The sequence below is a fragment of the Leifsonia sp. fls2-241-R2A-40a genome (assembly GCF_030209575.1).
Lineage (GTDB): Bacteria > Actinomycetota > Actinomycetes > Actinomycetales > Microbacteriaceae > Leifsonia.
Genome location: NZ_JARVRS010000001.1, coordinates 2,556,165 through 2,569,360, shown reverse-complemented (window position 1 = coordinate 2,569,360; position 13,196 = coordinate 2,556,165). Strand labels below are relative to the sequence as shown.

The following is a 13,196-nucleotide window of genomic DNA, read 5'->3' as shown; positions in this document are numbered from 1 at the left end:
TCGTTTCCGCCGCTTCGCCGTCGACAGACGACGAAGCGGCGGAGAGGTCACCGCGCGGCGTGAGCGAGCTCCCGCTCCGGCGCCGGCGCGTCCGACGGTGTCCCGGCGGGACGGGCGCCGACCGGCTCCGGAACGGCGGCGGAGACCGCCTCCTGCCCATGCGATGCCGCCCCGCGGAACCAGTGGTGCCGCGACCCCGCTCGCTGCGTGCCCGCCCGCTCCGACTCCACCCGACGTGCCTGCTCGCGCTCGCGCTGCTCGCGCACCGCGTCACCGGCCCGTACCCGGAAGTCCACGAATTCCTCGATCATCATGATCTCGTTCCCCTTCTCCTGCGATGACTTCAGCCTTCTCGCTAAGGCACCCGCCAGGCATCGGGAAGATGCCCTATTCCGATCGGACGACGACGGATAAGGGGCTTCACTCCGCCGAGGGCTGGGGGCAGCATTGCAACCATGGCGACGATCAACGAACTCCAGCCCCCGTACACGGTCGGCTACTTCGTGGGCAGCCTCTCCACGCAGTCGGTCAACCGCACGCTCTCGAAGGCCCTGCTCCGGCTCGCGCCGTCGGACCTGCATTTCACCGAGATCCCGATCGGCGGCCTGCCGCTCTACAACCGGGACCTCGACGGCGCCTTCCCGCCGGAGGCACGCGACTTCAAGGCGATGGTCGCCGAGCAGGATGCGCTGCTCTTCATCACGCCGGAGTACAACCGCTCCATCCCGGGTGCGCTGAAGAACGCGATCGACTGGGCGAGCCGGCCCTACGGCGAGAACGTGATCGCGCGCAAGGCGACGGCGGTGATCGGCGCGTCGCCCGGCCAGATCGGGACGGCGGTCGGCCAGCAGCACCTGCGCAGCATCCTCAGCTTCCTGCAGGCCCCACAGATGAACGCACCCGAGGCGTACATCTGGATGCGGCCCGGACTCATCGAGCCGGACGGCACGGTGACCGACCCCGGCACGGAGGAGTTCCTCCGCGGCTTCATGAACTCCTTCTTCGAGTACATCGAGCGCGTGCTGACGGTGGTCCCGAGCCCATCGTGAGACTGCAGGACGAGCAAGGCGGCCGCAGCGTCGAGCTGCGGCCGTCCGGAAAGCTGGCGGACGGCGACCGGGTGGTCGTGGATGCCGTGGTCGACGACGGCGAGCGGCACTGGACCCTCACGGAGGCCTGCCTCACCGGAGCCGAGGCGCGTGATCTTGCCGCGTGGCTGGCCGGGATCGCCCAGGATGCGACGGCCGCCGCCGACGAGTGGACGTCGCTGACCTTCGCCTCCAACGTCGTGTCGATGAGCGGCCACCGCATCCCGGGCGGCACTGTGGAACTCCGCATAGCGCTGCTGCGGATGCTCGCCGCCGACGACCGCACGGCCGACGTCGTGGTCGGCCTCCGCACCACGCAGGAGGCCGTCACGTCCGCCGCCCGCACCTTCATCCGCGAACTCGACGCCCTCCCCTAGTCGCGCCGTACGCCTGGCCGCCGAGCACAGGGTTTCGGTCGCGTATTCGGGCCAGAGGGCGACGGTTTCCCTGTGCTCGGCGGCCAGGCGGCCACTGCGGGAACGGTCAGCGGCCGCCCTCGGGCTTGCGGTGGCGCTGCTGCACGGCCTGCTCGCCGTAGGGGTAGATGTCCGTGCGAGGCGCGCTCGCCTCCTCCAGCCGCTTCCGCTGATCGTCCGTGAGGTCGAGGTCGGCGGCGCCCAGGTTGTCCTCCAGCTGCTCGACCGTGCGGGCACCGAGGATGACGGACGTCACCGCCGGCTGGTCGCTCAGCCACGCCAGCGACACCTGCGATGGGGAGGCGCCGGTCTCCTTCGCCACCGCATCCACCGCGTCGATGATCTCCCACGTGCGCGGGTCGGCGTTGCGTGCCTCCCACGCCTCCATGCCGCGGGTGGGGTTCTCGCCGAGGCGCGTCGCACCGGTCGGCGCCTCGTCGCGCCGGTACTTGCCGCTCAGCCAGCCGCCCGCGAGCGGCGACCAGGGCAGCAGCCCGACGCCCGCATCCAGCGCCGCCGGCACCACTTCGTGCTCGATCCCGCGCACGATCAGGCTGTACTGCGGCTGCAGGGTGACGGGAGGCGCCCAGCCGTTCGCGCGCGCGACCTGCGCCGCCTTGGTCAGCTGCCAGCCGAGGTAGTTCGAGAAGCCGTAGTACGAGATCTTGCCCGCCCGCACGGCGTCGTCGAGGAACCGCAGGGTCTCCTCGATCGGTGTCAGCGCATCCCACGCGTGCATCTGGTAGAGGTCGATGTGGTCGACGCCGAGCCGGCGGAGGGACGCATCGAGCGCGGTGCGCAGGTGCGTCCGCGACAGGCCGAGGTCGTTCGGTCCGCCCCCCATCGGGAACCGTCCCTTCGTGGCGATGACGATCCCGTCGCGGCGTCCGGGGTTGCGGGCGAGCCAGCGGCCGATGATCGATTCCGAGGTGCCGGCCGAGTACACGTCGGCCGTGTCGACGAGGTTGCCGCCGCGCTCCAGGTAGCGCTCGAGGATGGCGTGGGAGGTCTGCTCGTCGGCCTCCGCACCGAAGGTCATGGTGCCGAGGGCGAACTCCGACACGATCGTTCCACTGTTTCCGAGGTTGCGTAGGTCCATAGCGCGAAAGTAGCCCCGTCCCGCGGGTTTGCGTACTGTGTGGCTTCGTGAAGCTGCTTCTGATCTCCGACACGCACGTCCCGAAGCGCGCCCGGTCGCTGCCGGCCCAGGTGCTGACGGCGATGGATGCGGCCGACGTCGTCATCCACGCCGGTGACTGGGTGGATGCGGCCACTCTCGACCTCCTGGAGGAGCGCTCGCGACGCCTGGTCGGCGTCTACGGGAACAACGACGGCCCCGAGCTGCGCCGGCGGCTGCCGGAGGTGGCGCGGGTCGAGCTCGACGGCGTCCGCTTCGCGGTGGTCCACGAGACGGGACCGGCGACCGGGCGCGAGCTGCGCTGCGATCGGGACTTCCCCGACACGGATGTGCTCGTGTTCGGGCACTCGCACATCCCGTGGGACACCGCCTCGCCGCACGGCCTCCGCTTGCTCAACCCCGGTTCGCCGACGGACAGACGGCGTCAGCCCGTGTGCACGTACCTGACGGCGGAGGTCGCGGAGGGCCGGCTGACGGACGTCGCGCTCGTCCCCGTCCCCCGCCCGTGACTCCGTGACTTTGTGACCCGGTGACCCGTCGGCGGTGGACGGTGACGATTGGCGCCAGATCGCGGTTCTCGCGGGCGCAGAGCCACGATTTGCGCCAAATCGCTGCCCCGCGGAGCGGCGGGCGGCCTCAGGCGCGGAGAAAGCCGTCCACCAGCAGCGCACGCACGGCGGGCAGGAGTTCGCGGGCGAGCGCCGCCTCGTCGACCTCCAGCAGCTGCGCCAGGGCGCCCACGATTGCGGCGACCGAGAGCTCGCCGTCGCACGCGCCGACGAGGGCCGCGAGGCCGGTGTCCGCCGAGATCACCCGTCCGAAGCCGCCGCCCTGCCGGAGAAGGATCGCCGTCGGGGCGTCCGCGCCGGGCCACAGGTGCCGTTCCTCGGTGACATCGCCGGAAACGACGGGCCGCAGGCGGCCGACTTCGCCGTCGGTGAGCGCCGCCTGCAGGTCGTGGGCGGCGAGCGCCTCCCCCAGGTGCACCCCGAGCCCCGCCTCGTTCGCCCCGAGCGAGCCGTGCAGCCGCTCGAACCGGCGCAGCGTCGGCACGTCGGCCGTCCGCCGGAGCAGCAGGTACCCGAAGCCGACGGAGCGGACGTCCCGCGTCTCGAAATCGGTGAGCCAGGCGTCGAGGAGCCGCTCGAACTGCGGCGAGCCGGGGCGCGTCCCGCCGTCGCGGATCCACGTCTCGGCGTAGCGCACGGCGTCCTCGGCGTCTCGCTCGATCACCCACGCGTCCAGCGGCGCGACGGAGGCGTCCGCCCAGTCGTGCACCCGGTCGAGTCCGTCGCCGGTGCCGCGGTACTCCCAGTTGCCGAGCAGCTGCGCGACGCCGCCGTCGGTGAGGTGCTCGCCGCATCCACTCACGAAGGAGGCGACGAGGCCGTCGCCGACCATCCCGCCGTCCCGGTACTCGTAGGAGGGGACGCCCTCCGCGCGCGGCGTGATCACGAACGGCGGGTTGGAGACGATGTGGTCGAACCGCTCCCCTGCGACGGGCTCGAACATGCTGCCGAGCCGCAGCTCCACGCCGTCGATCTCGTTGAGGGCGGAGTTGAGCGCCGCGAGCCGGAGAGCGCGCACCGAGATGTCGGTCGCGACGACGCGTCGCGCGTGCCGGGCGGCGTGCATCGCCTGGATGCCGCATCCGGTGCCGAGGTCGAGGGCGCTGTCGACGGGCGTCTGCAGCATGAGGCCGCTGAGGGTGAGGGAGGCGCCTCCGACGCCGAGCACGTGATCCTCCGGGAGAGCGTGGCCGAGCGCGACCTCGCCGAGGTCGGAGACGATCCACCACTCGGCCGGACCGGCCGCATCCACGAAGGCGTAGGGCCGGAGGTCGACGGCGGCGGTCACGGAGCCCGCGTCGTCGACGGTGAGCAGGCCGAGGGCCTGCGCGCCGTCCACCCCGAGGGACGGGAGCGCTGCGGCGGCCTCGGACGCGGGAACGGGCCGCGCCAGCACGAACAGCCGGGTCAGCGTCGCGAGGGGCGACGGCGCCCGCCGGGCCAGCGCCCGCTCGGCCGGGACACGCTGCCCGCGATGCAGCGCCTCCGCGGCGTCGGCACCCCACAGCGCCGTCAGCGCGTCGACCGTGAACCCGGCCGAGACCAGGTCCGACCGGAGGTCGGGGATGCGTTCGGCTGCGGGCACGGCGGGTTCGCTCATCCCTCCATTGAAGCAGGGGCAGAATGGGGCTGTGATCCGCAAGAGAGCGATCGTGACCGGTGACGTCCAGGGCGTCGGCTTCCGCTGGAGCGCGCGCGAGGCCGCGCACCGGCTCGGCGTGACCGGCTGGGCGCGCAACCGGGCCGACGGGAGTGTCGAGGCCGAGGTCGAAGGCGAGCCGGAGCAGGTGGACCGGATGCTGGACTGGCTGCGCACAGGGCCTCCCGGCGCGACTGTCGCGGGCATCCACGTGTCCGACACCCAGCCGCAGGGCGACGACGCGTTCCGGATCCGCGAGACCGCCTGACCGCTCGACGGCCGTTTCTGCCGACGGACCCCCGCGCTCGCACCCACGCGTGCAGAATGGTCGCATGACGCGCGCGACCCTCCTCACCCTGACCACGCCGACCGGCACCCCCGAGTCCGGCGACCCCGGCTTCACGGTCTCCGACTTCGACGCGCCCCAGGTGCGCGTCACCGACCTGTCGGTCACCCGAGGCGACGGCGTCTTCGAGACGATCGCCGTCATCCACGGGCATCCGCAGGCGCTCGAACCGCACCTCGCCCGGCTGGCCCACTCGGCCGAGCTGCTCGACCTCCCTGCGCCCGCGCTCGATGTCTGGCGCGAGGCCGTGCGCGCCGGGGTCGCCGACTACCTGAACCGCAACGGCGACGGGGATGCGGAGCTCTACGCGAAGCTCGTCTACAGCCGCGGCGTGGAGGGCTCCGGCCGCCCCAGCGGCTGGCTGTTCGTCGACCAGGGCGAGGACTTCTCGCAGGCGCGGCTCGGCATCCGCGTGGTCACGCTCGACCGCGGCCTGCGGCACGACGTCGCCGAGACCTCGCCGTGGCTGCTCGCCGGCGCCAAGACGCTGTCCTATGCGATCAACCGGGCGGCGCAGCGGGAGGCGGTCCGCCGCGGCGCCGACGACGTCCTCTTCGTGAGCACCGACGGGTACGCGCTGGAGGGCCCCACCTCGAACGTGGTGACGCTGAGCGACAGCGTGGTGCGCACGCCGAACACCGACCAGGGCATCCTCGCCGGGACCACCCAGGCGGCGGTCTTCGACTTCTTCCGGCAGCGCGGGCTGCAGACGGAGTTCGCGCCGCTCACCCTCGACGACGTCGTCGCCGCGGACGCACTCTGGCTGGTCTCCAGCGTCCGCCAGGCCGCGCCGATCACGCACCTCGACGGACGTGAATACCCGGTGGATGCTGCCCTCACCGCCGACCTCAACGCGTACCTGCTGGCCCGCACGGAGTGACCCGCGGGCGACGGGCGGGCGACGCGGGATCGGCGCGCGATCGACACCTAGACGAATCGTTGCACCCCGATTGGCGTGCTGTCGGCGGCACCGCCTAGGCTGAACGCACCGCGCGGGCGAGGGAGGCCGCGCGAACGGCACAGAGCCCGTCCACGACCCGGGGAAGGAGGGCGCGAGATGACCCATCAGGTGCCCCGCAGCATCGAGCTGCTGCGTCAGCAGGCGCGCGACGAGCTCTCCGCGATCATCGAGCACCGCTGCCGTGCGGGAGAAGACCCGTGGCAGTTCATCCCCGACCTCCCCAGCGTCGACGAGCAGGTGGTCATCGCCCTCCGCGCCGGAGCGATCGAGGCGTTCGACCTCGCCGAGGAACAGTCGCGAGCACACCATCCCTCCGCGGGCCGCGAGGTGTTCACGCGCTTCGAGTACGGCGTCCTGCGCCGCATCGCGCTCGAACATCCCGAACTCAGCGAAGCGGTCTGGGGGATGCTCGACAAGGTCGAGCGCGCCTGACTACCCTTCGGGCATGGGTATCGTCACTGCAGACATCGGCATCTCGCTCGACGGCTTCGCCGCCGGTCCCAACCAGTCGCTGGAGCAGCCGATGGGCGAGGGCGTCGACGGGCGCCTGCACACGTGGATGTTCGAGTACGCCGACGCGCACGCGGAGGAGATCGACGCCATCACGGCCGCTGGCGCTTATGTCATGGGCCGCAACATGTTCGGCCCGGTACGGCACGAGTGGCCGGCCCCCGGGGAGCCGCTCGGCGACTGGAGCGGCTGGTGGGGCGACGAGCCGCCGTACCACGCGCCCGTGTTCGTGCTCACCCACTACGAGCGGGAGCCGCTGGCGCTGACCGGCACCACCTTCACGTTCGTGACCGACGGCATCCATTCGGCGGTGGAGCAGGCACGCGCGATCGCGGGCGACGCCGACGTGTCGATCGCCGGCGGAGCGGAGACCCTCAACCAGGCGCTGTGGGCGGGAGTCGTCGACGAACTGAGGCTCCACATCGTCCCGATCACCCTGGGTGCGGGCGAGCGGGTCTTCGACCGCGTCCCGTCACTGGAACTGGAGCTGGTGCGCGAGCGGGTCACGCCGGAGGTCGCCCACCTCACGTACCGCGTGCTGCGCTGAGCTCCTGCGGGGTGGTCGCCGGGAGGCGGCAGACGAACTCGCGGCAGAGGTAGGCGGTGGGGAGGCCGTCCCGGGTCGTGCGGCCGTCGAACAGCTCGAAGCCGTCGGCGGCGAACGCGGCGGCCTCCGACTCGGTCGCCAGCGCGACCAGTGCGGCGCTGTGCCGGCGGGCAGCGGCCAGGAGAGCGGATGCGGTGGCGGGCTCGTCGTCGGGCGCGGCGTCCGGCAGCACCACGACCAGCTGCTCGGCCTCGCCTGCGAGCCCTGACATGAGCGCGAGCGACGTGCCGAACGCACTCGGCACCTGCAGCGCCTGGGCCGCGACCAGTCGCATCCCCTCGCGGGCCGCCCGCTCGTACCGGCGCTCGCCGGTCAGCAGGTAGAGCGTGTGCGCCGCCTGGGCCATCGAGCTGAGGCCCGACGGATACGCGCCCTCCGACGGGTCCACCCGGACGGCCAAGCCGGTCGCCTCCAGCACCGGGTCGCCGCCGCCGGGCGTCTCGAACGGGCAGGTTCCCTCCCCCGCCGCGTCCAGGCACAGGTCGACGAGGTCGCGGGCCGACGCCGCAGCGGAAGGATCGCCGGCGGCGAGCGCCAACTCCAGCAGGCCGGCCGCCAGTCCGCCGTAGTCTTCGAGCGTCGCACCGGCCTCGGAGCTCCGGTCGCCGAGGGAGGCGCGCAGCAGCGTCCCGTCGTCGCGGCGATGCCGGCTCAGGACCGCATCCGCCGCCTGCCGCGACGCGGTGATCCACGCCGGGCGGTTCAGGATGCGTCCCGCCTGCGCCAGCGCGCCGATGGCGAAGCCGTTCCAGCCGGTCAGCACCTTGGCGTCGATCGGTGGCGGGTCGAGCTGCGCGCGCTCGGCCGCCGTCACCGTGTAGTACGTGCCTTCGACCCGGGCGCCGTCGATCGTGCTCTCCGAGTCCTGCGCCGAGGCGAACCCGCCGGACGGCTGACGCAGCACGCCGAGCAGGAACGACGCGATCCCGTCCGCGGTCCGCTCCGCCCATTCCTCGCCGGTCTGCTGCCAGGCTCGCGCGTAGGCGTCGAGCAGCTGCGCGTTGTCGTACAGCATCCGCTCGTAGTGCGGCTCGCTCCAGTCGCGCCGGGTGGCGTAACGGAAGAAGCCGCCATCGACCGCATCCCGCAGCGGCGACTCGGCCATCCGCCGAAGGGTGCGGGCCGCGAGCTCGTGCCCGGCCGGGCGCGAGAGCAGGAAGTCGAGGATCGGCGCGACCGGGAACTTCGGGGCGCTCCCGAACCCGCCGAACTCCGGGTCCTCCGCCTCGGACAACTGTGCGACTGCGGCGTCCAATTGAGCATCGCCGGGCAGGTCGGAGACCGCCGTCGCGGCCTGCGCGGCGGCGGCGAGCGCTTGCTGCACCTTCCCCGCGTCCGACTCCACCTCGGTGCGCCGGACGCTCCACGCATCCCACACCGCATCGAGCACCTGGCGGAACGACGCGCGCCCGGCGACCGGCTGCGGCGGGAAGTAAGTGCCGGCGAAGAACGCCTTGCCGTCGGGAGTCGCGAACACCGTGAGCGGCCAGCCGAGGTTGCCGGTGAAGGCGCTCGCGGCGGAGAGGTAGGCGGCATCGACGTCGGGATGCTCCTCCCGGTCGACCTTGATCGCCACGAACCGATCGTTGAGCTCCTGAGCCGTGACCGGGTCGTCGAAGCTCTCGCGCGCCATGACGTGGCACCAGTGGCAGGTCGCGTAGCCGATCGACACCATCACGGGCGCATCGCGCCGCCGGGCCTCCGCGAACGCCTCGGCACCCCACGGGAACCAGTCGACCGGGTTGTCCGCGTGGGCGCGGAGGTAGGGACTGATCGCGTCCGCGAGCCGATTCGCCATGGGCTCACCCTACGACTGGGCCGGGGGAACGGAAGCCCCGAGGGACGCGGGCCGGGTCCGCGAGCCCGTGGTCGGGGTCCGGCACGGCGTCGTCAGCCGGCCCTGTCCATCCCGTGCAGCCGGATGGAGGAGTTCAGGTAGAAGGCCGCCAGCACGGCGTAGCTGATGCACGCGACCGCGGGGATGACGGCGTTCTCCGGATCGCTGGCCAGCGCTCCGACGCACGAGATGAACGCGGCGACCGCGAGGCCGGCGCCGATCCAGTAGCCCGCCGCCGGACGCGCCGTGGCGCGCCACCAGGGGCGGGGATCGGTGCGGTTCTCGTCGGCGCCGCGGAACGTCCGGACCCCGATGATCACGTACGCGATGTTCAGCAGCGCGACGATCATCACATCGAAGGTTGGGTTCACCAGCCGCGCGAACACGAAGACGTTGAGGATGAGGATGAGCGCGAACGCGCCGACGATATAGCTGATCTTGCCTGTGACCGTCGTGATCCTCACCCCACGAGCCTAGCCCGGGGGTGCGACACCGGCCGACTCCCGCGCATCCGACTCACCTGGTGGGCGCGCAGAGCGCGCAGGCGTCAGTTGACCTCGTCGGGGTGGGCGCTGACGCGGCCCTCGCGCTCGAGGGACGTGATCGCGGCGACCTCGTCGGCGGTGAGCTCGAAGTCGAAGACGGCGAAGTTCTCGGCCATCCGCTCCCGGCGGTTCGACTTGGGGAAGACGATGTTGCCGGTCTGCAGGTGCCAGCGGATGACGACCTGGGCCGGGGTCTTGCCGTGCGCCTCCGCCGCGCCCGACACCTCGGGCGTCTCGAACAGCGGGTACTTGCCCTGGCCGAGCGGTCCCCACGCCTCGATCTCGATGCCGTGCTCGCGCGCGAACGCGGTCACCTCGGGCTGCTGGTGCGCCGGGTGCAGCTCGATCTGGTTGACAGCGGGAACGATGTCCGTCTCCGCGAGCAGCTTCTGCAGGTGCGGCACCAGGAAGTTGGAGACGCCGATGGCCTTGGCGCGACCGGTCGCGTAGATCTTCTCCAGCGACTTCCAGGCCTGCACGAAGGTGTCCTTCTGCGGAGTCGGCCAGTGGATGAGGTACAGGTCGACGTAGTCGAGGCCCAGCTTGCCGAGCGACTCGTCGAACGCGGCCTCGGCGTCCGTCTGGCGGTCGTTCCACAGCTTGGTGGTGACGAACAGCTCCTCGCGCGGGAGGCCGGCCGAGGCGATCGCCTGGCCGACGCCTTCCTCGTTGCCGTAGATGGCGGCGGTGTCGATGTGGCGGTAGCCGACCTCGAGCGCGTCGGTGACGATGCGGGTCGTCTCGGCCGGGTCGACCTTGAAGACGCCGAAGCCGAGCTGCGGAATGGTGGTCCCGTTGTTCAGGGTCAGAAGAGGAGTATTTGCGTTTGCAACCATATTCCTCACGGTACCAGGATGCTCGCGATCAGCCGACCGCCTGCGCGTCCTCGCTCTCGAACCGCGCCACGAGCTCCCGCTTGAGCACCTTGCCGCTGGGTCCGAGCGGCAGCGCCTCCAGGATCTCCACGCGGCGCGGGTACTTGTACGCGGCCACCTTCTCCTGCGCGAACGTCACCAGCTCCTCGGGGTCGGCCTCGCCGCCCGGCATGAGGGTGACGGCGGCCATGATCTCCTGGCCGTGGGTCTCATGCGCCACGCCGAATACGGCCACCATGGCGACAGCCGGATGCGTCGACAGCACCTCCTCCACCTCGCGCGGGTAGACGTTGTAGCCGTTGCGCACGATCATGTCCTTCTTGCGGTCGACGATGGTGATGTAGTCGTCGTCGCTCTTCGTCCCCAGGTCGCCGGTGCGGAACCAGCCGTCGACGACCGCCTCCGCATTCGCCTCCGGCAGATTCAGGTACCCCTTCATCAGGTTGTGCCCGCGCACGACGATCTCGCCGAGCTCGCCACGCGGCAGGAGCTCGATACGGTCGTCCACCTCGGGGTCTGCGATCTCCACATCCACTCCCCAGATCGGCGTGCCGACCGTGCCGACCCGGGTGGGCCGGCCGCGGTGGTTGAACGACGCGACGGGCGAGGTCTCGGTCAAGCCGTACCCCTCGTGCACGTCGATGCCGTAGACCTCTTTCATCCGCTCGATGACGGCGACCGGGATGGCCGCGCCGCCGCTCATGCCGTAGCGCAGCGGCGGCCGCTCCGGGTTGGTCTTCGCGGCCTCCAGCAGCGCGATGTACATGGTCGGGACGCCGGTCATGATCGTGCAGTCGTGCGCGTTCAGCAGCTGCAGCGCGGTCGCGGGGTCGAACTTCGGCACCAGCACGATGGCGGCGCCCGCCCGGAAGCCCATGTTCATGACGCAGGTCTGGCCGAAGGTGTGGAAGAGCGGCAGGCAGCCCAGGATGCGGTCCTCGGGCGTCACGTCGAGTGTCCCGACGAGGAGGACGTTCACCTGCTCGACCAGAGAGAAGTGACAGCCCTCTGCACCCTTCGGCTTGCCGGTGGTGCCGCTGGTGTAGAGGATGGTCGCCGTGTCGAGCGGGTCGCGCGGCACGTAGGTGTCGATCGGCTCGGCGGCCGCCGCCAGCTCCTCGAGCCGCGGGAACGGCGCCTGCTCCCACAGCTCGTCGGGCACCATCACGGACAGCGTCGGGATGCCGGCGAGCCCCGCCCCGCGCGCGCCCTCGCCGAGGAGCGGCGCGGCGCAGATCAGCACGGAGGCGCCGGAGTCGCGGAGCACGTAGGCGATCTCCTCCGCCTTCAGCAGCGCGTGCACGGGGACGACCACCGCTCCGAGGGCGAGCGCTGCGTAGTAGGCGCGAGGGAAGTCGGGGACGTTCGGCAGCATGAGCGCCACCTTGTCGCCGGGCTCGACGCCCAGGTCGCGCAGGGCGCCGGCGTAGGCCCTGGTCTGATCCCACAGCTCGCCGTAGCGGATCTCCTGCCCGTTGAAGATCAGAGCGACGTTGTCGGGCATCCGATGCGCCGTCTCCGCCAGGATGCTCGCGACCGACATGGTGGCATAGCCGTGACTCATGGGTTCTCCTCGTCTTCGTCGACGCCGGAACCGATCCGGGTTGATGCGAACCTACGTCACGCGCGGGCGCAGGGCAACGGCGGGAGCGGCCGACCGGTCAGGGCGCGTCGGCGGGCGCGTTCCACAACGTCAGCTTGTCGGGGTTGCGGGCCATCCGGATGCGGCTGACGCGGCCGTCGTCGACCACGAACGTCATGACCCCGGTGACCCGGCCGGCCTGGCGTTCCACGAACGCCAGGCCGTCGGCGAGCGGGGTCGGCGTCAGCTCGACCTGCGGGAACTTCGCCGCCAGTCCCAGGAGGAAACGCGCCACGTTGTCCGCCCCGACGACCGGGCGCCGGGCGGCGCTCACGACACCGCCGCCATCGGCGGTGAGGACGACCCTCGGGTCGAGCACGCGGACCAGCGCCGCGAGGTCGCCGCCCGCGGCGGCCGCCGCGAACGCCTGCACCACGCGGTCGTGCTCGGCGCGCGGCACCTCCCGCTCGCGGTGCTCCCGCACCCGCCGACGGGCGGAGGCGGCGAGCTGGCGGCACGCGGCCGGGGAGCGGCCGACCGTCTCGGCGATCTCGTCGAACGGCATCCCGAACACGTCGTGCAGCACGAAGGCGACGCGCTCGGCCGGCGTCATCGCCTCCAGCACGAGCATCAGCGCCATGCTCACCGAGTCGTCGAGCGTCACCCGGTCGAGCGGGTCCTCCGGGGCCGAAGCCCCCGCGAACGCGTCCGACGGAACGGGCTCGGGCAACCACGGCCCCACGTAGCGCTCGCGGCGGGCCCGCGCCGAACCGAGGACATCCAGGCATACCCGGCTCGCCACACGGGTGAGCCAGGCGGCGGGAGAGAGGATCGCTTCGCGCTCGTCGGCCGGGAGGCGGTACCACCGTGCGTACGTCTCCTGAACGGCGTCCTCCGCCTCGGCCACCGTGCCCAGCATCCGGTAGGCGAGGGCGAGCAAGTGGCGGCGCTCGGCGACCACGGCGTCGTCGACGGGCCCGGGGGGACTGCTGGCGTTCTCATCCATCACACCCATTAAGACGGATCAGCGGGCGGGAGTGTGAGCATCCTCCTCACATCCGCCCCGGCTGCGTCGTCGGAGAG

General features: G+C 71.7%; 15 protein-coding genes. 7 read left to right on the top strand and 8 right to left on the bottom strand.

Translation table 11 applies throughout. From position 1 onward, the window contains the following. Positions 1 to 47: 47 nt before the first annotated feature. Positions 48 to 314: a hypothetical protein gene (locus QRN40_RS12775; protein WP_285116045.1), complete on the bottom strand. Its 267-nt coding sequence runs from the start codon at positions 312 to 314 to the stop codon at positions 48 to 50. A gap of 141 nt (positions 315 to 455) precedes the next feature. On the opposite strand from QRN40_RS12775, the gene QRN40_RS12770 reads away from it, so the two are divergent. Both QRN40_RS12770 and QRN40_RS12765 read left to right on the top strand, forming a co-directional pair. Then, positions 456 to 1,049, top strand: coding sequence for an NADPH-dependent FMN reductase (locus QRN40_RS12770; protein WP_285116044.1), 594 nt, complete (start codon positions 456 to 458; stop codon positions 1,047 to 1,049). Beyond that, entirely contained in the window at positions 1,046 to 1,465 is a 420-nt protein-coding gene (locus QRN40_RS12765) for a WapI family immunity protein (protein ID WP_285116043.1), read from the top strand. Before QRN40_RS12770 ends, QRN40_RS12765 begins: the two co-directional genes overlap by 4 nt. 106 nt (positions 1,466 to 1,571) lie before the next feature. Here QRN40_RS12765 and QRN40_RS12760 read toward each other — a convergent pair whose 3' ends face one another. After that, positions 1,572 to 2,603 (bottom strand): aldo/keto reductase, encoded by a 1,032-nt coding sequence (locus QRN40_RS12760; protein WP_285116042.1) that lies wholly within the window; start codon positions 2,601 to 2,603, stop codon positions 1,572 to 1,574. A gap of 47 nt (positions 2,604 to 2,650) precedes the next feature. On the opposite strand from QRN40_RS12760, the gene QRN40_RS12755 reads away from it, so the two are divergent. Then, positions 2,651 to 3,151 (top strand): metallophosphoesterase family protein, encoded by a 501-nt coding sequence (locus QRN40_RS12755; RefSeq protein ID WP_285116041.1) that lies wholly within the window; start codon positions 2,651 to 2,653, stop codon positions 3,149 to 3,151. Positions 3,152 to 3,278: 127 nt separating this feature from the next. Here QRN40_RS12755 and QRN40_RS12750 read toward each other — a convergent pair whose 3' ends face one another. Then, the gene (locus QRN40_RS12750) at positions 3,279 to 4,811 is read right to left on the bottom strand and encodes a DUF7059 domain-containing protein (RefSeq protein ID WP_285116040.1); all 1,533 of its coding nucleotides are present in this window, start codon (positions 4,809 to 4,811) and stop codon (positions 3,279 to 3,281) included. 31 nt (positions 4,812 to 4,842) lie between these two features. Here QRN40_RS12750 and QRN40_RS12745 point away from each other — a divergent pair, with 31 nt between their 5' ends. The 4 genes from QRN40_RS12745 (at position 4,843) to QRN40_RS12730 (ending at position 7,214) form a co-directional block, all read left to right on the top strand. Beyond that, positions 4,843 to 5,118: an acylphosphatase gene (locus QRN40_RS12745; protein ID WP_285116039.1), complete on the top strand. Its 276-nt coding sequence runs from the start codon at positions 4,843 to 4,845 to the stop codon at positions 5,116 to 5,118. A gap of 64 nt (positions 5,119 to 5,182) precedes the next feature. Continuing rightward, positions 5,183 to 6,076: an aminodeoxychorismate lyase gene (locus QRN40_RS12740; RefSeq protein ID WP_285116038.1), complete on the top strand. Its 894-nt coding sequence runs from the start codon at positions 5,183 to 5,185 to the stop codon at positions 6,074 to 6,076. Between the two features lie 177 nt (positions 6,077 to 6,253). Further along, positions 6,254 to 6,589, top strand: coding sequence for a hypothetical protein (locus QRN40_RS12735; protein WP_285116037.1), 336 nt, complete (start codon positions 6,254 to 6,256; stop codon positions 6,587 to 6,589). A 13-nt stretch (positions 6,590 to 6,602) separates the two neighbouring features. Further along, the gene (locus tag QRN40_RS12730) at positions 6,603 to 7,214 is read left to right on the top strand and encodes a dihydrofolate reductase family protein (protein ID WP_285116036.1); all 612 of its coding nucleotides are present in this window, start codon (positions 6,603 to 6,605) and stop codon (positions 7,212 to 7,214) included. On the opposite strand, the gene QRN40_RS12725 is transcribed toward QRN40_RS12730, so the two are convergent. The 5 genes from QRN40_RS12725 to sigJ all read right to left on the bottom strand — a co-directional run bounded on the left by QRN40_RS12725 (position 7,192) and on the right by sigJ (position 13,119). Next, positions 7,192 to 9,072: a thioredoxin domain-containing protein gene (locus tag QRN40_RS12725; RefSeq protein ID WP_285116035.1), complete on the bottom strand. Its 1,881-nt coding sequence runs from the start codon at positions 9,070 to 9,072 to the stop codon at positions 7,192 to 7,194. The genes QRN40_RS12730 and QRN40_RS12725 overlap by 23 nt on opposite strands. 92 nt (positions 9,073 to 9,164) lie before the next feature. Continuing rightward, entirely contained in the window at positions 9,165 to 9,575 is a 411-nt protein-coding gene (locus QRN40_RS12720; RefSeq protein WP_285116034.1) for a hypothetical protein, read from the bottom strand. 83 nt (positions 9,576 to 9,658) lie between these two features. Next, positions 9,659 to 10,492, bottom strand: coding sequence for an aldo/keto reductase (locus QRN40_RS12715; RefSeq protein WP_285116033.1), 834 nt, complete (start codon positions 10,490 to 10,492; stop codon positions 9,659 to 9,661). Between the two features lie 28 nt (positions 10,493 to 10,520). Continuing rightward, positions 10,521 to 12,095, bottom strand: a complete 1,575-nt coding sequence (locus QRN40_RS12710; RefSeq protein ID WP_285116030.1) for a long-chain-fatty-acid--CoA ligase — start codon at positions 12,093 to 12,095, stop codon at positions 10,521 to 10,523. A gap of 97 nt (positions 12,096 to 12,192) precedes the next feature. Beyond that, positions 12,193 to 13,119: an RNA polymerase sigma factor SigJ gene (sigJ, locus tag QRN40_RS12705; protein WP_285116029.1), complete on the bottom strand. Its 927-nt coding sequence runs from the start codon at positions 13,117 to 13,119 to the stop codon at positions 12,193 to 12,195. Positions 13,120 to 13,196: the final 77 nt, after the last annotated feature.

What these genes read in the sequence shown, in the direction of transcription:
- QRN40_RS12775 (WP_285116045.1), bottom strand. Translation starts at nt 314, where the DNA reads ATGATGATCGAGGAATTCGTGGACTTCCGGGTACGGGCCGGTGACGCG.
- QRN40_RS12770 (WP_285116044.1), top strand. Translation starts at nt 456, where the DNA reads ATGGCGACGATCAACGAACTCCAGCCCCCGTACACGGTCGGCTACTTC.
- QRN40_RS12760 (WP_285116042.1), bottom strand. Translation starts at nt 2,603, where the DNA reads ATGGACCTACGCAACCTCGGAAACAGTGGAACGATCGTGTCGGAGTTC.
- QRN40_RS12750 (WP_285116040.1), bottom strand. Translation starts at nt 4,811, where the DNA reads ATGAGCGAACCCGCCGTGCCCGCAGCCGAACGCATCCCCGACCTCCGG.
- QRN40_RS12740 (WP_285116038.1), top strand. Translation starts at nt 5,183, where the DNA reads ATGACGCGCGCGACCCTCCTCACCCTGACCACGCCGACCGGCACCCCC.
- QRN40_RS12735 (WP_285116037.1), top strand. Translation starts at nt 6,254, where the DNA reads ATGACCCATCAGGTGCCCCGCAGCATCGAGCTGCTGCGTCAGCAGGCG.
- QRN40_RS12730 (WP_285116036.1), top strand. Translation starts at nt 6,603, where the DNA reads ATGGGTATCGTCACTGCAGACATCGGCATCTCGCTCGACGGCTTCGCC.
- QRN40_RS12725 (WP_285116035.1), bottom strand. Translation starts at nt 9,072, where the DNA reads ATGGCGAATCGGCTCGCGGACGCGATCAGTCCCTACCTCCGCGCCCAC.
- QRN40_RS12715 (WP_285116033.1), bottom strand. Translation starts at nt 10,492, where the DNA reads ATGGTTGCAAACGCAAATACTCCTCTTCTGACCCTGAACAACGGGACC.
- QRN40_RS12710 (WP_285116030.1), bottom strand. Translation starts at nt 12,095, where the DNA reads ATGAGTCACGGCTATGCCACCATGTCGGTCGCGAGCATCCTGGCGGAG.
- sigJ (WP_285116029.1), bottom strand. Translation starts at nt 13,119, where the DNA reads ATGGATGAGAACGCCAGCAGTCCCCCCGGGCCCGTCGACGACGCCGTG.